This window comes from Bacillus sp. FSL L8-0193 (assembly GCF_037976065.1).
In the GTDB taxonomy this organism is placed as follows: Bacteria; Bacillota; Bacilli; order Bacillales; family Bacillaceae; genus Bacillus; species Bacillus paralicheniformis.
This window is the reverse complement of sequence record NZ_CP150261.1, coordinates 3,491,576-3,509,899: the sequence shown is the minus strand read 5'-3', so window position 1 is coordinate 3,509,899 and position 18,324 is coordinate 3,491,576. Positions and strand designations below refer to the sequence as shown.

Annotated in this window: 16 protein-coding genes and 1 pseudogene; 13 read left to right on the top strand and 4 right to left on the bottom strand. The window is 48.2% G+C overall.

All coding sequences use genetic code 11. The features are described 5' to 3' along the window. The 3 genes from MHH76_RS17720 to MHH76_RS17710 are packed head-to-tail and all read left to right on the top strand — an operon-like array spanning position 1 to position 4,278. A complete protein-coding gene (locus MHH76_RS17720) occupies positions 1-1,464 on the top strand; it encodes a tagaturonate reductase (RefSeq protein WP_025809878.1) in 1,464 nt (487 codons plus the stop codon). Next, positions 1,464-2,954 carry an altronate dehydratase family protein gene (locus MHH76_RS17715; RefSeq protein ID WP_025809876.1) on the top strand — a complete coding sequence of 497 codons (1,491 nt, stop codon included), beginning with the start codon at positions 1,464-1,466 and terminating at the stop codon, positions 2,952-2,954. Before MHH76_RS17720 ends, MHH76_RS17715 begins: the two co-directional genes overlap by 1 nt. A gap of 13 nt (positions 2,955-2,967) precedes the next feature. Beyond that, the gene (locus tag MHH76_RS17710) at positions 2,968-4,278 is read left to right on the top strand and encodes a glycoside hydrolase family 28 protein (RefSeq protein ID WP_023856253.1); all 1,311 of its coding nucleotides are present in this window, start codon (positions 2,968-2,970) and stop codon (positions 4,276-4,278) included. 37 nt (positions 4,279-4,315) lie between these two features. Here MHH76_RS17710 and MHH76_RS17705 read toward each other — a convergent pair whose 3' ends face one another. After that, positions 4,316-5,224 carry a LysR substrate-binding domain-containing protein gene (locus MHH76_RS17705; protein ID WP_043054465.1) on the bottom strand — a complete coding sequence of 303 codons (909 nt, stop codon included), beginning with the start codon at positions 5,222-5,224 and terminating at the stop codon, positions 4,316-4,318. Between the two features lie 190 nt (positions 5,225-5,414). On the opposite strand from MHH76_RS17705, the gene MHH76_RS17700 reads away from it, so the two are divergent. Continuing rightward, on the top strand, positions 5,415-6,110 hold the full coding sequence (locus MHH76_RS17700; protein ID WP_025809872.1) for an MOSC domain-containing protein: 696 nt from the start codon (positions 5,415-5,417) through the stop codon (positions 6,108-6,110). Between the two features lie 43 nt (positions 6,111-6,153). On the opposite strand, the gene MHH76_RS17695 is transcribed toward MHH76_RS17700, so the two are convergent. Next, entirely contained in the window at positions 6,154-6,945 is a 792-nt protein-coding gene (locus tag MHH76_RS17695) for an SDR family oxidoreductase (protein WP_020452913.1), read from the bottom strand. Between the two features lie 97 nt (positions 6,946-7,042). Further along, positions 7,043-7,723 carry a GntR family transcriptional regulator gene (locus MHH76_RS17690; protein WP_025809869.1) on the bottom strand — a complete coding sequence of 227 codons (681 nt, stop codon included), beginning with the start codon at positions 7,721-7,723 and terminating at the stop codon, positions 7,043-7,045. 379 nt (positions 7,724-8,102) lie between these two features. Between MHH76_RS17690 and MHH76_RS17685 the strand changes: the two genes are divergently transcribed. The 8 genes and pseudogenes from MHH76_RS17685 to MHH76_RS17650 form a co-directional block, all read left to right on the top strand. Next, entirely contained in the window at positions 8,103-9,053 is a 951-nt protein-coding gene (locus MHH76_RS17685; protein WP_023856248.1) for an ABC transporter substrate-binding protein, read from the top strand. Beyond that, positions 9,016-10,080, top strand: coding sequence for an iron ABC transporter permease (locus MHH76_RS17680; protein ID WP_020452910.1), 1,065 nt, complete (start codon positions 9,016-9,018; stop codon positions 10,078-10,080). Before MHH76_RS17685 ends, MHH76_RS17680 begins: the two co-directional genes overlap by 38 nt. After that, positions 10,073-11,356, top strand: coding sequence for an ABC transporter ATP-binding protein (locus tag MHH76_RS17675; protein ID WP_020452909.1), 1,284 nt, complete (start codon positions 10,073-10,075; stop codon positions 11,354-11,356). The genes MHH76_RS17680 and MHH76_RS17675 overlap by 8 nt, the downstream gene beginning before the upstream one ends. A 189-nt stretch (positions 11,357-11,545) precedes the next feature. Then, entirely contained in the window at positions 11,546-12,448 is a 903-nt protein-coding gene (gene dapA / locus MHH76_RS17670) for a 4-hydroxy-tetrahydrodipicolinate synthase (protein WP_020452908.1), read from the top strand. A 4-nt stretch (positions 12,449-12,452) separates the two neighbouring features. Continuing rightward, positions 12,453-13,622 carry an iron-containing alcohol dehydrogenase gene (locus tag MHH76_RS17665; protein WP_020452907.1) on the top strand — a complete coding sequence of 390 codons (1,170 nt, stop codon included), beginning with the start codon at positions 12,453-12,455 and terminating at the stop codon, positions 13,620-13,622. Between the two features lie 68 nt (positions 13,623-13,690). Continuing rightward, entirely contained in the window at positions 13,691-15,094 is a 1,404-nt protein-coding gene (locus MHH76_RS17660) for a sodium:solute symporter family protein (RefSeq protein ID WP_025809865.1), read from the top strand. After that, a complete protein-coding gene (locus tag MHH76_RS17655; protein WP_043054464.1) occupies positions 15,094-16,272 on the top strand; it encodes an exo-alpha-sialidase in 1,179 nt (392 codons plus the stop codon). Before MHH76_RS17660 ends, MHH76_RS17655 begins: the two co-directional genes overlap by 1 nt. 103 nt (positions 16,273-16,375) lie before the next feature. Beyond that, a pseudogene (locus tag MHH76_RS17650) lies at positions 16,376-16,716 on the top strand (4-hydroxythreonine-4-phosphate dehydrogenase PdxA); the annotation flags it as partial. 49 nt (positions 16,717-16,765) lie between these two features. Here the strand turns inward: MHH76_RS17650 and MHH76_RS17645 are convergent. Beyond that, the gene (locus MHH76_RS17645) at positions 16,766-17,512 is read right to left on the bottom strand and encodes an SDR family NAD(P)-dependent oxidoreductase (protein ID WP_020452903.1); all 747 of its coding nucleotides are present in this window, start codon (positions 17,510-17,512) and stop codon (positions 16,766-16,768) included. Positions 17,513-17,697: 185 nt separating this feature from the next. Between MHH76_RS17645 and MHH76_RS17640 the strand changes: the two genes are divergently transcribed. Then, positions 17,698-18,276 carry a cob(I)yrinic acid a,c-diamide adenosyltransferase gene (locus tag MHH76_RS17640; RefSeq protein ID WP_020452902.1) on the top strand — a complete coding sequence of 193 codons (579 nt, stop codon included), beginning with the start codon at positions 17,698-17,700 and terminating at the stop codon, positions 18,274-18,276. Positions 18,277-18,324: the final 48 nt, after the last annotated feature.

Sequence of the window (18,324 nt, the reverse complement as noted above, 5' to 3'; positions counted from 1 at the left end):
ATGGAGAGGCTGTCCAAACGGATAAGGTCTAAGCCGAGCCGTCCCGAACGGATTTTGCAAATCGGGGAAGGTAACTTTATGAGGGGGTTTATTGACTGGCAGATTCATAGATTGAATGAAGAAACCGATTTTAACGGCAGCGCCGTCGTTGTGCCTCCGCGCCGCGGCTCAGTAACGGCCTTTCAAGAACAGGATGGGCTTTACACGCTTTATCTTGAAGGCTTCAGGGAAGGACGGGAGGTTCGCGATTCTGCTGTCATTACAACAATCAGCAGAGTCGTCAGCAGCTATGAACACTATGATGAATTTATGAAGCTGGCCGATCTGCCGGATTTGCGCTTTGTCTTTTCAAATACGACAGAGGCCGGCATCATATATATCGAGGAAGACCGGCTGTCCGACCGTCCGCAGAAGAGCTATCCGGGGAAGCTGACTGCGCTGTTATACAGACGCTACCTGACTTTTCAGGGAAGCAGGGAAAAAGGCCTGGTGATCCTCCCGTGTGAGCTGCTTGAAGATAACGGGAAAAAACTGAAAGAGATTGTGCTGCGCTATACGAACGAATGGGCGCTTGAACAGGGGTTCATCGATTGGCTTGAGGAGTCAAATGTGTTTTGCAATACGCTTGTAGACAGGATCGTACCGGGATTCCCGCAAGAAAATGCACACCGGCTTGAAGACGCGGCCGGCTATCGCGATTCTCTGATGGTGACGGCGGAGCCGTATCATTTGTTCGTGATTGAAGGGCCGAAATGGCTTCCAGACGAGCTTCCGCTTCATGAGGCCGGTCTGAATGTCGAGTTTGTCAAAGATGTGACGCCGTACCGGCTGAGAAAAGTGAGAATCTTAAACGGCGCCCATACCGCGATGACGCCGATCGCTTATTTGGCAGGCCTTGAGACGGTTCGTGAAGCGGCTGAAGACGAACTTATCGGATCATTTGTGAAAGAGCTGATTCAGCGTGAAGTGCTCGAGACGATCGATATGCCCGGCAGTGAGCTTGACGCCTATGTGGAAGAGATTCTCGACCGCTTTAAAAACCCGTTTATCCGTCACAAGCTGATCGATATTTCCTTAAATTCCTTTGCAAAATTCAAAGTCAGAAATTTGCCCGTCTTAATGGAATATGCGGAACGAACTGGCAAACTTCCTGCTCGAACCGTATTTGCTTTAAGCGCTTTAATTTATTTTTACCAAGGAAAACGGGAAGATGAGGCCATTCCGCTGTCTGACGACGATGAGGTGCTGGCTTTTTTCAAACGGCTCTGGACAGAAGAGACAGACGTTTCAAACATCGCGTTCCATGTTCTCGGGTTTGAAAAAGTATGGGGGCAAAACCTGAACGACATTTCCGGGTTGACGGACAAGACGGCTGAATATTTAAGGGACATGAAACAAACGGGAATGAGGAAGGCGCTGAAAAAAATGATGAACAGCCAAATGGCTGAGCTGGGGGACATGTGATGAAAGACTGCTTGATGATCAATTCTCAAGATAATGTCGGCATTGCGTTAAGAGAATTGCAAACCGGTGAAACGGTCACTGCAGGAGAACGGGCCATCGTGATCAAGGAAACGATTTTGAAAGGCCATAAGTTTGCTTTAAAAGACATCGCTGAAAATGAAGACGTCATCAAATACGGCTTTCCGATCGGGCACGCCACTGACATGATTCAGACGGGGGAGTGGGTGCATACAAAAAATGTGAAAACGAATTTGGGCGGTGTCGAAGAATACAGCTACAAGCCGAAATTTACGGAAAACCGCTATCAAAAAGAACCGCTCACATTTAAAGGCTTTAAACGAAAAGACGGAAAAACGGGAATCAGAAACGAGCTATGGATCGTACCGACTGTCGGCTGTGTAAATGGCATTGCAGAGCTGATCATCAAGGAATTTAAAGCTGAGGTCGGCTCTATCGTCCCTTTTGAAAGCGTTCACGTATTAAAGCATCAGTACGGCTGTTCACAGCTTGGCGATGATCATATCAACACGAGAACGATGTTGGCGAATGCCGTCAAACACCCGAATGCAGGCGGTGTCCTTGTGCTGGGACTTGGCTGTGAAAACAACAGCATCCATGAATTCCGCGAAGCGCTCGGCGATTATGATCACAGCCGGGTCAAGTTCCTGCTTTCTCAAGAAGTATCAGACGAAGTCACGGAAGGCGTCAAACTGTTAAAAGAAATTTATGAGCATGCAAAAGGTGACCGGCGTGAAGATGTTCCGATTTCTGAACTGAAGATCGGTTTGAAGTGCGGCGGATCTGATGGATTTTCCGGCATTACCGCGAATCCGCTGCTCGGCCGGCTCTCCGATTTTCTGATCGCCCAAGGGGGAACGGCGGTTTTGACAGAAGTGCCTGAAATGTTTGGAGCGGAAACGCTTTTGATGGAGCGGGCTGAAAATGAGGAAGTGTTTCATAAAATCGTCCGCTTAATCAACGATTTTAAACAGTACTTTATCGATCACAGGCAGCCCGTCTATGAAAACCCGTCTCCGGGCAACAAAGCAGGCGGCATTACGACATTGGAGGATAAGTCGCTCGGCTGTACGCAAAAAGCCGGCACTTCAAAGGTGACGGATGTTCTGGAATACGGGGACGTTTTGAAAAAGAACGGGTTGAACCTGCTGAGCGCTCCGGGAAATGACCTTGTTGCTTCATCCGCACTGGCCGCTGCAGGGTGTCAAATCGTTTTATTTACGACAGGGCGGGGCACGCCTTTTGGCACCTTTGTGCCGACGATGAAAATTTCGACAAATACAGCGATTTATGAGGCGAAGCGCCACTGGATCGATTTTAATGCGGGAAGGGTGCTCGAAAACCGGTCAGAAGATGACGTTTTGAAAGAGTTGACAGCATATTTGATCGAAGTCGCGGGCGGCAGGCAGCTGAACAATGAGATAAACGATTTCAGGGAGCTTGCGATATTTAAAACAGGCGTTACATTGTAAAGGGGGCGGTAACGTGAGTCTGCAGAAAATAAAAGACGAGATTCTAAAGACGCTGAAGGTTCCGGTATTTCCTGATCGATCATTTGATGTTACAGCGTTTGGGGCTGACGGAAGCGGAAAAAAGGATGCGACGGGAGCGATACAAAAGGCGATTGATCAAGCCCACAAAGCAGGCGGTGGAAGAGTAGCAGTTCCTGAAGGCGTGTTTCTTTCCGGTGCACTCAGACTGAAAAGCAATGTGGAGCTTCATCTTGCACAAGGAGCGGTGATCAAATTCAGTCAGAACCCGGAAGATTATCTCCCCGTTGTGCTGACGAGGTTCGAAGGCGTCGAGCTCTATAATTATTCACCGCTCATCTATGCTTACGAAGCCGAAAATATTGCAATAACCGGAAAGGGCACGCTTGACGGCCAAGGTGATGACGAACATTGGTGGCCGTGGAAAAGGGGAACGAACGGCCAGTCTTCACAGGAAAAAGACCGAAATGCTTTGTTTGAAATGGCTGAGCGCGGTGTCCCGGTCACTGAGCGGCAGTTTGGAAAAGGGCATTATTTGCGGCCGAACTTCATTCAGCCGTATCGCTGCAAAGATATTTTGATTCAAGGTGTCACCGTTTTGAATTCGCCGATGTGGCAAGTTCATCCCGTGCTTTGCGAGAATGTGACAGTGGACGGAATCAAGGTCATCGGACACGGTCCGAATACCGACGGAGTCAACCCGGAATCGTGCAAAAACGTGGTGATCAAGGGCTGCCATTTTGATAATGGAGATGACTGCATCGCCGTCAAATCGGGAAGAAACGCCGACGGCCGAAGGATCAACATGCCATCGGAGAACATTGTCATTGAACATAACGAAATGAAAGACGGGCATGGAGGGGTCACGATCGGAAGCGAAATTTCCGGCGGCGTGAAGAATGTCATCGCCGAGGGAAACCTCATGGACAGCCCGAACTTGGACAGAGCCCTCCGCATTAAAACGAATTCGGTGCGCGGCGGTGTTCTTGAAAACATCTACTTTCACAAAAATACGGTCAAAAGCTTGAAGCGCGAAGTGATCGCCATCGATATGGAATATGAAGAAGGGGACGCCGGAGATTTCAAGCCCGTCGTCCGCAACATTGATGTTGAGCAGCTGGAAAGCATGGGCGGACAATACGGGATCAGGGTGCTGGCGTACGATCATTCTCCAGTCACCGGTCTGAAAGTGACTGATTCCGAGATCGACGGCGTCGATATTCCGATGGAACTGAAACATGTGAAAGACCCTGTTTTTTCGAATCTGTATATTAACGGAAAACGCTATGATTCACACGAAGTCTAAACAGAGATCCTCTGCAGACATGCAGAGGATCTTTCTTTTAACGCGGCGGCGCATCAGCGGTTTCGTTTTTGACCGAGGAAATCAGCAGTTCCATAAACACCCGGCTTGCAGCGCATATATGCTTGTTTTTACGGTAAACGATGCTGATTTCCGTCGTCAAATCCGGCATTTGAATCGGAATCGTCTGAATGGATTTATTTCCAATATCATCGAGATAGCCTTTCGGCAAAATGGTGGCGCCAATGCCTTTACCAACCATGTTCATGATCGATTCCATCGTTGTCATTTCCATGACTGGCCGAGGTTCGAATCCAAACGTGCGGCACTTTTCGTTGATCAGCTGCCGCAAAAAATACGTCTCAGGCAGCAAGATAGATGGAATCTCCCTTAACACGTCAAGTGTGACAAACTGCCGTTTTGCAACCGGATTGTCAATAGGCACTGCGAGGGCGAGCTGCTGGGTAAGGAATGGAACGGTTTCCAGATCACTGTGTTCCACCCGCTGGGCTACAATGCCCAAGTCGAGCTCATTTTGCAGCAGCCGCTCGTAAATATCTCCGGTTCTCAGCCCTAAAACAGACAATTCAATATTGGGGTAGCTGCGGTGAAATTCGATCACGGTCCGGGGAAGCAAATAATTAACCACGGTCAACAGCGCCCCGATTTTTAGCGTTCCCCTCTTTAAACCTTGGAGCTCGCTGATTGCGTCTTGCGCCTGTGACAGTTCATGAAAGATATTGTAACAGTGCTGAAGCAGAATCTTTCCCGCTTCCGTCATTACGGTGCGTTTGCCTGAACGGTTAAACAAAGGCGTTCCGATTTCATGTTCAAGCAAACGGATTTGCTGGCTCAGCGAGGGCTGAGCGATATTCAGTTTTTCGGCGGCACGGGTAAAATGAAGCTCCCGGCACAATGCCATGAAATATTCCAATTGCTTTAGCTCCAATGCTTTTTCCTCCTCTCCATTATAAAAAACAGACGAAACTCAACGATAGGTTTAACCTATTGTTTTTATAATAACGATTGAATGGTTTTATGATAAGAGGTCGATTATACTTAAATCTCAAAAGAGATGTGCAGCGTTGCTGTTCGGCCGCTGCCGTCTGCAGGACATTTGAATGTAAGAGGTGATATGAATGGAATATGCCGATATCCTTTCGATCAATGTAGGGAAGCCAGAGGCAATTCAGTTTCAAAATAAAGCTGTGTCTACCGGAATATACAAGAAGCCGGCAAGCGGCCCTATCTTCCTGTCATCTACTAATTTTGCGGGGGACGGGCAGGGGGATCTCGTTCATCATGGTGGCGCGGAAAAAGCAGTGTGTGTCTATCCGTATGAACATTATCTCTTTTGGGAAAAGGAACTGCAAAGAAAGCTGGAATACGGAGCATTTGGCGAAAATTTAACGATCAAGGGTCTGCTGGAGGATGACGTTCATATCGGCGATATCTTTCAGCTGGGTGAAGCTGTTGTACAGGTGAGCCAGCCAAGGCAGCCTTGCTATAAACTAACCGTAAGGTACGGTATGCCCGATATGATACTGAAGGTACAGGACACCGGATTTACGGGTTTTTACTTTCGCGTGCTGAAAGAAGGGTTCGTCTGTAAGGATCGTGGTCTGAAACGAATCTCACGCCACCCTAAAGGCATCACGATTTCTTACGCAAATCGCATCAAGCATCATGAAAAGAACAATATTGAGGGCATCAAAAAACTTCTCGAGGTGGAGGAACTGTCGGCAAATTGGCGGGCATCATGTTTAAAGCGGCTTAACGGTTTTGAGCCGGATGACCGCGAAAGGCTGACGGGAGGTCTGGAGAAGAGATCTTAACCCAAAAGGAAAAAATCCTCTGCCGATCGGCAGAGGATTTCTGTTAAATGGAGCGGATAATTCCGCCTTCCACTCTTTGAGCGGAACCGTTGATGGCCGCAGCTTTTTCGGAAGCGAGATAGACGATCGTACTCGCCACTTCTTCCGGTTTTGCATAGCGCTGAATCAAAGAAGTCGGCTCATTCACTTTGAAATAGTCTTTGACAAAAGTGTCTAAATCGGTTTTCTCCTGAGCTGCTGCACCCTCCATATAATTGGCGACGCCTTCCGTCCAGGTAGGTCCCGGAAGGACGGAGTTGACCGTCACATTTGTCCCTTTCGTCATTTCGGCCAAACCTCTTGATAAACTGATCAGAGCGGTTTTCGTCATTGAATAAGGGATCATCTGCGGAAGCGGTTTGATGCCGGCTTCGCTTGCCAAATTGAGAATCCTTCCCTTATTACGCTTCAGCATGGCCGGCAGAAACGCGCGGCAAAGCCTGACTGCGCTTAAAACGTTTACTTCAAAATATTTGAGCCACTCTTCGTCTGTCACCTCTGTGAAATCCTTCACTTCAAAGAAGCCCATATTATTGACGAGGACATCAAGCTCCCCGATTTTAGCGGTTTTTTCGACCAATGCCATGCTTTCTTCAGGAGCGGATAAATCAGCGGCAATGCCGTGAACGTTTCCGTGCCGGGAAAGTTCCTCAACGACTGACTGGACTTTTTCTTCTGTCCGTCCGTTCACGATGACTTCGGCCCCTTCCGCCAAAAAGGCTTCCGCCGTTGCTTTTCCAATACCTGCAGTAGAACCTGTCACGAGGACGAGTTTGTCTTTTAGCTGTAAATCCATATGCCATCAATCCTTGTTTTAAGAGTTAAGATGAAAAAACATCTAATGAACAGTATATCGCAGCTGGACACCTCGGTCGAAAATCGTGCTTGACGTTTTATTGTTCCTTGTTTTTTAAAATCTTATGAATATCTTCCATCGGACGGAGCCAATTCTTTTTCATCACTTCAGCCGCCAATTTCGGATCGTTTTTTTCAAAAGCGGCGATGATTTCCCAATGCTCGGCGGCGGACTGCAGTTTCGGAGCAGACGGCCGATTGAAAAACACATACTTCATCCGTCTGACATGAAGCTGCAGTACAGAGGAAAACTGAAGAACATACGGGTTTTTAGCCGCTTCTGTAATCAAATGGTGGAACTGTTCGTCCAGTTCGGCTGCATCGTGGTTCCGCTCTTCCTTAAACGCGGCTTCGTATTGAGCCGCGAGTTTTTTGAGCTCGGCGATCTCTTCTTCAGTCAAAAGCGGCGCGGCCAGTTCCGCCGCCAGAGCCTGAAGATGTGCGAGCGGGGGATAGACGGCCAGCGCATCATCGGGATGAATGAGCGTGATCTTTGTTTCTTTTCCCGGCTTCATTTCAACAAAACCTTGGGATTCGAGGAGCTGTAGCGCTTCTCTGACCGGTGTGCGGCTGACGCCGAGCGCTTCGGCCAGATCGGCATCCGTGACTTTTTCGCCGGGTTCAAGTGTTCCGTCGACAATCCAGCGCTGCAATTGGTGAAACGCTTTTTCCTTTGCTGAAAGTCTGACCTGCGGCGTATAGTTTTTCGGTATCGGCATAAAACCACCCTTTCTCTATATGCAATATATCGTAAATACTTTAGCAAAAACAACGTTTTTTCAGTTGAAAATCTCCTTTTCAGAATCTCATATACAGACCTGTGTCGATTATAGTATAATAATTCCGAAATTAGGACACGAATGAGTCAGAAAGGCGCTAGCCGTCAGCAGCTTAAGGGAGCCGGCGAGCCCCCCGCGAGCAGTTCGGACGGGCCGGGAGCGATCAACCAAAAGCCCCGGAATAACCGCCTGGATGATGACCGCGTTATCTGCGAAGACAGATGCGGTATAAGCGATGTGCTCTTTTTTTGTACGTTCCTGGTTTACTGCATCTTTACTGAGTAGAGATGTTTTTATTTTATCCCGAGGAGGAAGCAGAATGAAGAAGTTAGGGCTTTTATTGCTGTCACTGCTGTTGGCCGCCGGCGTTCTTAGCGGCTGCGGTCAAGCGCAAAAGCCGGCAGAACAGCAAAAACAGGAGAAGGCGGCTGAAGCGTTTCCGGTCACCATAAAAGATGCTTCAGGACAAGAGGTCAAAATTGAAAAAGAACCGAAGAAAATCGTCTCTCTGATGCCGAGCAATACCGAAATTACATATGCCCTTGGCCTGGGGAAGAAAGTCGTCGGCGTGACGGATTTTGATACATATCCAAAAGAAGTGAAAAACGTTGAAAAAATCGGGGGCATGGAATTCAACACAGAAAAAATCATTTCGTTAAATCCCGACTTGGTCTTGGCTCACGCATCGAGCATGCAGAGTGCCAAAGAAGGACTAAAGCAGCTGGAGGATGCAGGAATTACGGTGGTGACCGTGAATGATGCGGCCTCTTTTAAAGAGGCGTACCAGTCCATCGAAATGATCGGAAAAGCTGCCGGTGCAGAGGATCAAGCGGCAAGCCTGATCAAGGGCATGAAATCTGACCTGGCTGACATAAAAGAAAAAGCTGCCGGCATATCTAAAGACGATCAAAAGAAAGTATTTGTCGAAGTGTCTCCGGCTCCGGACATTTATACGACCGGAAAAGGCACCTTTATGGATGAAATGCTTGAAGCGATCCATGCGGAAAATGCTGCTTCCGCGCAGAAAGGCTGGACCAAAATAACGGAAGAAGCGATCGTCAAGCTGAATCCCGATGCGATCGTGACGACAAATGGTAAATCCGCAGTCAGCGAAATTAAAAAACGAAGCGGCTGGAACGGTGTAAAAGCGGTCAAAAATAACGAAGTATACGACGTGGACCCTGACCTCGTGACCCGTCCGGGGCCGCGATTGATCAAAGGGGTCGAAGAGCTTGCTGAACATATTTACCCTGACGTTTTTAAAAAATAACCGCTTCGCGGCATATGCCTTCAGCCTGATGTTTCTGTCGGCATCTGTTCTTATGGGAATCTCTATCGGATCTTTGGAGATTCCCATTCCTTCTATTATCAAGGTTTTTTTGAACGAATGGTTTGGTATTCAAGGGTTAAATCCCGATACGACAGAGGCGAACATCATCATGAAAATCAGACTGCCGAGGGTGGTGCTGGCCGCTCTTGTCGGCGCGGGGCTTGCTGCTGCGGGAGCCGGGTTTCAGGGGCTCTTGAAAAACCCGCTCGCAGATCCGTATACGCTCGGCATTTCGTCAGGCGCGGCCGTCGGTGCAGTGGTCACGCTGTTTTTTGGGATTCAGCTGCCGGTGATCGGAAGTTTTACACTGCCGTTTTTAAGCGTTGCCGCGGCCGTTGTCGTGATTTTTTTGGTTTTGTTCTTTGCGCGGCTCGTACACCCTTCATTGACCCTGTCTGCTTTGATTTTGACAGGAATCATCTTCAGTTCTTTTTTGGGTGCGCTTATTTCTCTCATGATCGCATTGACCGGCGATGATTTAAAACCGATCGTCCACTGGCTGCTCGGCAGTGTATCGATGAGAGGCTGGGGTTATATCGCGCTGTTTCTGCCCTTTTTTGCGGTTGGTGCTGCCGCGCTTTTGATCAGCGGGAGAGAACTGAATGTGATGACTTATGGCGAGGAAAAAGCGAGGCTCCTCGGTGTGAATGTGAAGCGAAGTAAGTATGTCGTTCTGTTGGCGGGAGCTATTTTAACTGGCAGTGCGGTTGCTGTGTCTGGAACCATTGGCTTTGTCGGTCTCGTCATTCCGCATTTTATCCGGCTTTTCTCTATTACGGATCACCGTCATCTTCTGCCGCTCTCGATGCTGAACGGTGCTTCGTTCCTTGTGCTGTCAGATCTTTTGTCGAGAACCATCATTGAGCCGTCCGAGCTGCCGATCGGTATTATTACCGCACTGATAGGAGCGCCTGTTTTCGGGTTTATTTTGATTCGGCGCTACCGGGGAGGGCGAATTCATGATTGATGTCATCCGTGTGTCCGGCGGCTACGGAAAAACGGATGTCTTACAGGACATCAGCTTTGCTGTAAAGCCGGGTGAATTTTTAGGAATTCTTGGTCCGAACGGCAGCGGAAAAACTACTTTGCTGAAAATGTTGTCGGGAACAATCGCGCCTCGAAGCGGCGAGGTGCTGCTTGAATGCCGTTCAGTCGGGGCGTACCAAACGAAAGAGCTCGCTCGCAAAATGGCGGTCCTTCCTCAAAAAACGGAGCAGGCCTTTTCCTTTACGGTGGAGGAAACGGTACAGTTTGGCCGCTACGCGTATCAATCAGGCCTTTTTCGGCAGCTGACAGCGGAAGACCATGATATCGTGAAGAGGGTGATGAAGCAGACAGACACGCTTCGTTTCGCTCAAAAATCCATTCATGAGCTGAGCGGCGGAGAGCAGCAGCGGGTGTATTTAGCACAGGCACTTGCCCAGGAACCCGAATATTTGCTGCTTGATGAACCGACGAGTTTTCTCGATTTGTCATTTCAAAAGAGTCTGCTTGATTTAATGAAACAAGAAACGGCTGCATCCAAACTCGCAGTGGTCGGGGTGTTTCATGATGTGAATATTGCGAGTTTATACTGTGACCGCCTGCTGTTGTTGAAAGATGGAAAGGCGGAAGTTCTTGACCGCCCGGAAGCCGCCCTTTCTGCCGAGGGTATCGGAAGAGTGTATGATACGGGCATCACAGCGCTGGACCATCCTCAGCGTGCAAATCCGCAGTTTACGATCAAGGCGAAAACCATCCCGGAGAAAACCGAGCCCCTCTTTTTAAAAGAGCGGATTGAACAATATTTGCCGCATGGCATCGCATTTTCGGCAGACCGCCCGCTGCGTCTTCTGTCCTCTGAAACAGGCTTTGCATGGAGACGAAAGCTTGTCTTCGCAAGCGGAAACAACTCTGGATTGCCGCATGACCTGTCAGCCTATGAACAGGAAACGCTGTTTATCCAACATGATGCTGAATTGGCTGACTGTCATATTGTGTCGGAAAAGGGTGATCTTTGCATCGTCGGTATGAAAGATACGGCGGGGCGTTTGATCATATGGGTGTTAGTTGACGGCTGTTTGCAAGATGGTCAATTTGTAACGGCGATAAGTGCTGCAGCAAATGCCGCAGCCGAGCACCATATTCCGTGCAGCGATGTGCTTGTAGCGGCCACTCAATCCGGCCGGTCAGCGTATCAAACTGCCTTTTTTACAGAAATTCAAAATAAAACAGCGGCTTGTGTGAAAGTTTTAAAAGGTTAGATTTGGGCCTGTCTTTGGACAGGTTTTTTTATTGTTTTAAAACGCATCAGCTGAAGGTGAGGTTTCATTCTTTTGTCCCGAATTCGAAAAAATGTGTTGTTAAATGAATCATAACACCTTTATAATAAAATTTGTGAAAGCGTTTTACTATTTAAATGTTTAAAAATGCAACAGAGGAGGCGAGATCACTTGAAAGTAGAGGGGATTATCCCTGCCATACTGACACCGCTTACAAAAGAACAGGCTTTTCATGCGGGCGCAGCCGAAAAGCTGGTGAATGATCTTATTGATTCAGGCGTCCATGGCATTTTTGCTTTAGGGACAAATGGCGAATTTCATTTATTCTCGCAAGAGGAAAAGCTTCAAATTGCTGAAACAGTTGTAAAAGCGGTTAATAAACGAGTGCCTGTTTTCATCGGGGCAGGAGAAAACAGTACTGAGGCGACCATTTCCTTATCCAATCAAATGGCGGATATCGGAGCGGATGTTCTTTCGATTATTACGCCATACTTTGTCGCACCTTCGCAGGAGGAATTGTATCAGCACTTCCGCACGGTCTCTGAAAATGTCACGCTTCCTGTCCTGCTCTACAACATTCCGTCGAGAACAGGCGTATCATTGGAGCCCGAAACGGTTGAAAGGCTTGCGGCATTGCCGAACATTATCGGCATTAAGGACAGCAGCGGCAGCTTCGCCAATATTAAGGCGTATCTTGAGCGTACAAAAGAACAGTCCTTTTCCGTCCTGGCAGGAACTGATTCATTGATTTTAGACACATTGAAGGCGGGTGGAACAGGTGCTGTAGCTGCCACAGCCAATGTGCTTCCGCAAACCGTTGTTTCAATCTATGAATCTTTTAAACAAGGAAACATTGAAGAGAGCGAGCGCTATCAACAGCAGCTGCAACCGCTTCGTGATACGTTTTCACTCGGTTCACTGCCGGCACCGCTAAAAAAAGCAGCAGAGCTTGCCGGCATTGCCGTCGGGCCGCCTAAAAGTCCGATTGCAGAGCTGTCGGGAGAGCCGCTGCTAAAAGTAAAAAAGATGCTCGAAGGCTACGGAATTGAAGTAAAAATGGCAAAGGAGCAGTGAGGTTATGAAGACGCTTTATCATTTTCAAACGGCCGCCCGAATTGAGGCTGGTGCACATTCACTCAATTTGCTTGGCGATCACTTAGATCAGACCGGCTTGAATCAGATTCGTTCGGTGTTTATTTTAACTCAGCCGTCGATCGTTTCTCTCGGCTATGCAGACCAAATGAAAGAGGTGCTGGCCGAAAAAGGCATCTCAAGTGAAATTAACACCGATATACAGCCGGAGCCGACGGAACAAAATATCGAAGAGGTTTTTCAGCTTTTTTCTGAAGGAGGCCATGACGCGATTCTAGGAATTGGCGGAGGCAGTGTGCTAGATGCGGCTAAAATCCTCTCTGTTCTGAAAACAAATGAAAAACCGATTTCTGCTTTGATTGGCACGAATCTTGTTGAAAAGCCCGGCGTTCCGCTTGTGCTGATTCCGACAACATCCGGAACAGGGTCAGAGGTGACGCCGAATGCGATTGTGACGTTCCCGGAGAAAGAATTAAAGATTGGTATGGTCATTCCCTATCTGCTGCCGTCGGTTGTGATTTTAGATCCGGTTTTGACGACCGGTCTTCCAAAAGCGATCACAGCTGCAACTGGAATGGATGCATTTACACACGCACTCGAATCCTATATTTCCAACAAAGCAAACCCATTCAGCGACATGTTTGCGCTTGAATCTATGAGACTGATTTCCTCCAGTATTCAGGAGGCCTACCATCATGGAGATAATCTGGAAGCGAGAGAAAAAATGCTCATTGGCGCCATGTATGGCGGAATGGCCTTGACAAGCGCAGGAACAGCGGCGGTTCATGCGATGGCTTACCCGCTCGGGGGAAAATACAAAATTTCGCACGGGGTGGCCAATTCAATGCTGCTTCCGCATGTAACGGCCTTCAATGCGGATCATGTGATTGACCGTCTTTCGGATGTGGCTGGCGTGATTGGAATTGAACCAAAGGGTTCGAAGGCAAGTCAAGCAGAGCGGGTCATACGGAAAATTGAAGAGTGGACCGCTGATTTGAACATTCCGCAAAATTTAAAGACATTCGGGGTATCAAAAGAGGATGTTCCATCGCTTGCAGAGGCGGCAGCCGACGTCAAACGGCTCATGGATAACAATCCAAAGCCGATGTCCATTGCGGAGATTGAAGCCGTCTATTTGAAATTGCTGGATATGTAGGTGCCGGGATCTGTACATGGTTTTCACCATGAGCCTGTATATGGCTCACAAACAAAGGGGGAGTTTGGGTGGATGTCTTAAGCGGTTCGATCATAACGTTTATTTTGGCAGTGATTGTGGTTTACATTCTTTTTACGACGTGGCTGACGATGCGGTTTCGCAGTAAATCAAGTTCGGAATTCAACAATGCTGCCAAAACGCTGCCGGCGATTGTTGTCGGCATTCTGCTGATGAGTGAATTCATCGGCACCAAATCGACAATTGGGACCGCTGAATCAGCTTATACACATGGTTTGGCGGCTTCATGGTCGATTGTAACGGTCTCGATTGCATTTTTTATTTTTTCCTACTTCTTAGCCGGGAAATTTTATAAAACAGGCCAATATACGATCTCCGGCATTATTAGTGAAAAGTTTGGCCGTTCGACCAAGCTAGTCGTTTCTATCATTATGATTGTAGCCCTTTTACTTGTGAATCTTGGAAACTATTTAAGCGGATCGGCGGCAATTTCGTCTATTTTAGGTTTGCCGCTGATGACGTGTGCGATCATTACAGCGATTGTCAGCACCTTTTATTTTACGTTTGGCGGAATGAAGGGCGTTGCCTGGGTGACGATTTTGCATTCTCTTGTTAAATATGCTGGGGTTCTGATCACTTTAGGGGTTGCCCTCTATTTGACAAAAGGCTGGGAGCCGATGACGCAGCAGTTGCCGGAGCATTTCTTCACTTGGGACGGCAGCATCGGATGGGGGACAATCGGCGCCTGGTTTATCGGCAACATGGGGGCGATTTTCGCGACTCAGTTTATTATACAGGCTATTACATCATCGAAAAGTGAGAAAGATGCAAAGAAGTCGACGCTGTATGCAGCGCTGCTTTGTCTGCCGCTTGCGATTGCCATTGGAGTCATCGGCGTTGCTGCACGGTATTTGTACCCGGATATTGATCCAATTTACGCATTCCCGGTGTTTATGCAGCACATGAATCCTGTGCTGAGCGCGGTTGTGGCGACATCCCTTGTGGCGTCTATTTTCGTCGGCGTTTCGACGGTTGCGCTGGCGACAACGACGCTGATCATTGATGATTTTTATGTGCCGAAAGCAAACCCGACACCGGAACAGCGCATGAAAATCACGAGATATGTTTCGATTATCATCGGTTTTATTCCGCTGCTCGGCGTTGCGCTGGCGCCTGAATTGTTAACGCTTTCTTTCTTTACGAGGGCGCTTCGGACATCAATTGCCGTTGTGGCGGCGATGGGCTTTTATTTGCCATATTTCAATTCAAACCGCGGAGCAACAATTGGTCTGACGCTTTCAGGTATTACGACGACGGTATGGTATTTGCTGGACAATCCGTTTGGCATCGATAACATGTACATCGCCATCATTGTCCCGTTTATTGTGCTCGTATTAGACCGTCTGATCAGCTCGCCTGCGAAAAAAGAGTCAAATGTGGAGGAGGAATTGTGATGAAACAAAGTGAAACTTCCCTGCCGATAGATGGGCGCATCAGAGAAAATAAAACTGACCCGGCCAGAAAGGATGCGTTTTTGCCGACAGACTGCCCGCAAAACCATGCAGCCAACCTGCTGGAGCTGGATAATGGTGATCTGTTGTGCGTCTGGTTTGGGGGAACGCAGGAAGGCATCCCTGATATATCGATTTACATGTCAAGGCTTGAAAGAGGAAGCGATGAGTGGACACAGGCAGAAAAGCTGTCAGATGATCCTTCCCGCTCCGAACAAAATCCTGTGCTTTTTCAAGAGCCTGACGGCCGGCTTTGGCTTATGTATACGGCACAGCTTTCCGGCAATCAGGATACAGCGATTGTCAGATACCGGACTTCAGACGATAGAGGCCGGACATGGAGTAAGATTGACACATTGTTTGCCGAAGCCGGGACTTTTATCCGCCAGCCGCTCATTGTTCTGGATAACGGCGATTGGCTGCTGCCTGTCTTTTACTGCATCACCTTGCCGGGCGTGAAATGGACTGGAAACCGTGACATCAGCGCGGTGAAAATTTCGTCTGATAAAGGCAAGACGTGGGAGGAAGTGAAGGTGCCGGGCAGTACGGGCTGTGTTCATATGAATATTGAAAAACTGCGCGACGGCACATTGCTTGCGCTGTTTAGAAGCCGTTTTGCAGACTCGATTTATTTGAGCCGCTCTATTGATAACGGCCGCACCTGGTCAGAGCCTGAGCCGACGGAGCTGCCGAACAACAACTCCTCCATTCAATTTACAGCGCTTCAAGATGGGACGCTTGCTCTCGTATACAATCATATGAATGCGAATGAAACGACCGAAAGAAGAGCATCTTTATACGATGAAATTGAGGATGAGGATGATACAAAAACAGGTGTTGACACAGAAGCGCGACCTGCCTTCTGGGGAGCTCCGAGGGCGCCGATGACATTGGCCCTTTCACAGGACGGCGGCATCACATGGCCTGTCAAAAGAAACATCGAAGTCGGCGATGGTTATGCGATGACGAACAACTCAAAAGACAAGCTCAACCGCGAATTTTCCTATCCGTCGATCAAGCAGGGGAAAGACGGTGATCTGCATATTGCCTTTACGTACTACCGTCAGGCGATTAAATATGTACGTGTTCCGCAAACATGGGCCTTTGCCAGCCAAGAATAAAGCCGTTTGAGCGCGCGGCACTTGATGGAATGAAGGGTATATCATTTATGATTTAAGTTCGAGAGGCTGTCCCAATCGTTTGAAGGGACTCCCTCGTGATGTGAAACGGGTGTACACGACAATTCAATTGGCGTATGACACGCTCATTCGCGCAGGCATTCCGCAGCCGAAAATCGCCGTATGCGGTATTACCCCCCATGGCAGTGAGAATGGTTTGTTTGGACATGGAGAAGGAGAAGAGAAAATTGTTCCTAGCGTTGAACGCAGGCATTCGGTCCGCTTGGCCTTAAAGCCGGTGTGAGCATTACAGTCGGCCTGCCGATGATCCGTACGAGTGTTGACCATGGAACAGCCTTTGATAATGAGGGAACCGGCAAAGCTGATCCTGCGAGTTTAGAAGAAGCAGTGAGACAAGCAATCGTGCTGTCCGTCCGGTACGCTTGAGCGGCATATATATAAAAGAAGAGCCTTCCAGTTAAGGAGGCTCTTCTTTTTAGTTCATGTAGGTGCCGCCGTTAATATTAATGGTTTCGCCCGTTATAAAATCAGATTGATCAGAGGCTAGGAAGGCGACAACGTTTGCGACATGCTCGGGTGAGCCGATCATTTTCAGCGGAATCCGCTCCATGACAGCTGCGCGATACTCCTCGCTCCACTGCTTGCTCATATCCGTTTCAATCGGTCCCGGGCAGACGGCGTTGACATAAATGCGGTGTGCAGCGAGCTCCTTTGCCAAATGCATCGTTAAATAGTTGATGCCTGCTTTCGATGCACCGTAAGCAGGAGAGGCATTGTGATGCGGTGTTTTGCTCGTCGTTGAGCTCATGTTTACAATTTTTCCGCCGCCCTGCATGATCATCTCCGGGATGACAGCCTGACACATGAGAAAGGTGCCGGTTAAATTTAAATCTATCACTCTTTTCCACTCTTCAAGCGATGTATCAATGGTCGTTTTCCGCAAATTAATGCCCGCATTGTTGACCAAAATATCGATCCGCCCAAACTGCTGTTTTGCTTCAGCTATGAGAAGCGAGGCTGTTTCTGGCAAACTGGCATCACCTGCAACATAAGAAGCGCGCTTTCTCTCAGTATTCAATTGTGTGCACAGGGACTTGAGCAATTCTTCGTTTGTCCCGTTGATGACGACATTTGCCCCTTTATCCGCAAGCGTCTCTGCAACAGCTTTGCCGATGCCGCGGCTTGCACCGGTAATAATCGCCGTTTGCTGATTCAATTCCATCCTCATCCCACCTGTCTTTGAATAAAACCGTTTTCATGTCTATTATAAAATTGAGTGTTTCTTTATTCAACAAAACTTTATTTTGATGATTGCTATTCGTTTTTTTGTTTCATAATGGAACAATTCCTGCAGTAGTTAGAAACAGGGTATACTATAGAAACAAGTAATAAAGAAGGGAGAATGAAATGAAACTATACACAAAAACAGGCGATAAGGGAAAAACGAGTTTAATTGGCGGAAAGGCGGATAAAGATCATCTTAGAGTGGAAGCGTACGGCACATTGGATGAAGCAAACAGTTTCATCGGGCTGGCTCAGTCTTATTTAAAAGCAGAAGAAGCGCTGTTTCAAGATGTTCTGTCAGAGTTGACCGCCATCCAGCATGAGCTGTTCGACTGCGGCACTGATTTGGCGTATGTCAATGTTCAGGAAGAAGGCAAGCTCAAGACTGAATCAATCACCATGCTTGAAGAACGAATTGATGCCTATGTCGAGGAAGCGCCGCGGCTGACCAAGTTTATTCTTCCGGGCGGAACAGAAACGGCATCATTTTTGCATGCGGCGAGAACGGTCATCAGAAGAGCTGAACGAAAGATTGTCGCTTTGGCCAAAGAAGAAGACATTCCGCCGCTTGCGCTGCCATACGTCAACCGGCTGTCCGATTATTTATTTGCGGCGGCGCGCATTGTCAATCACCGTCTCGGGGAAGTGGATGTCGAATATGAACGAAGCGCTGATGTATTCCGGACAAAGAAAAAATCATGAATGAGCCATCCGCCAATCGTTATCTAACAGAAACGGGCCGATTGATCA

Bases quoted from the DNA above. Each gene is read 5' to 3' on its own strand.
- MHH76_RS17685 (WP_023856248.1), top strand. From the start codon at position 8,103: ATGAAGAAGTTAGGGCTTTTATTGCTGTCACTGCTGTTGGCCGCCGGC.
- MHH76_RS17720 (WP_025809878.1), top strand. From the start codon at position 1: ATGGAGAGGCTGTCCAAACGGATAAGGTCTAAGCCGAGCCGTCCCGAA.
- MHH76_RS17645 (WP_020452903.1), bottom strand. From the start codon at position 17,512: ATGGAATTGAATCAGCAAACGGCGATTATTACCGGTGCAAGCCGCGGC.
- MHH76_RS17640 (WP_020452902.1), top strand. From the start codon at position 17,698: ATGAAACTATACACAAAAACAGGCGATAAGGGAAAAACGAGTTTAATT.
- MHH76_RS17695 (WP_020452913.1), bottom strand. From the start codon at position 6,945: ATGGATTTACAGCTAAAAGACAAACTCGTCCTCGTGACAGGTTCTACT.
- MHH76_RS17700 (WP_025809872.1), top strand. From the start codon at position 5,415: ATGGAATATGCCGATATCCTTTCGATCAATGTAGGGAAGCCAGAGGCA.
- MHH76_RS17690 (WP_025809869.1), bottom strand. From the start codon at position 7,723: ATGCCGATACCGAAAAACTATACGCCGCAGGTCAGACTTTCAGCAAAG.
- MHH76_RS17715 (WP_025809876.1), top strand. From the start codon at position 1,464: ATGAAAGACTGCTTGATGATCAATTCTCAAGATAATGTCGGCATTGCG.
- MHH76_RS17655 (WP_043054464.1), top strand. From the start codon at position 15,094: ATGAAACAAAGTGAAACTTCCCTGCCGATAGATGGGCGCATCAGAGAA.
- MHH76_RS17675 (WP_020452909.1), top strand. From the start codon at position 10,073: ATGATTGATGTCATCCGTGTGTCCGGCGGCTACGGAAAAACGGATGTC.
- MHH76_RS17665 (WP_020452907.1), top strand. From the start codon at position 12,453: ATGAAGACGCTTTATCATTTTCAAACGGCCGCCCGAATTGAGGCTGGT.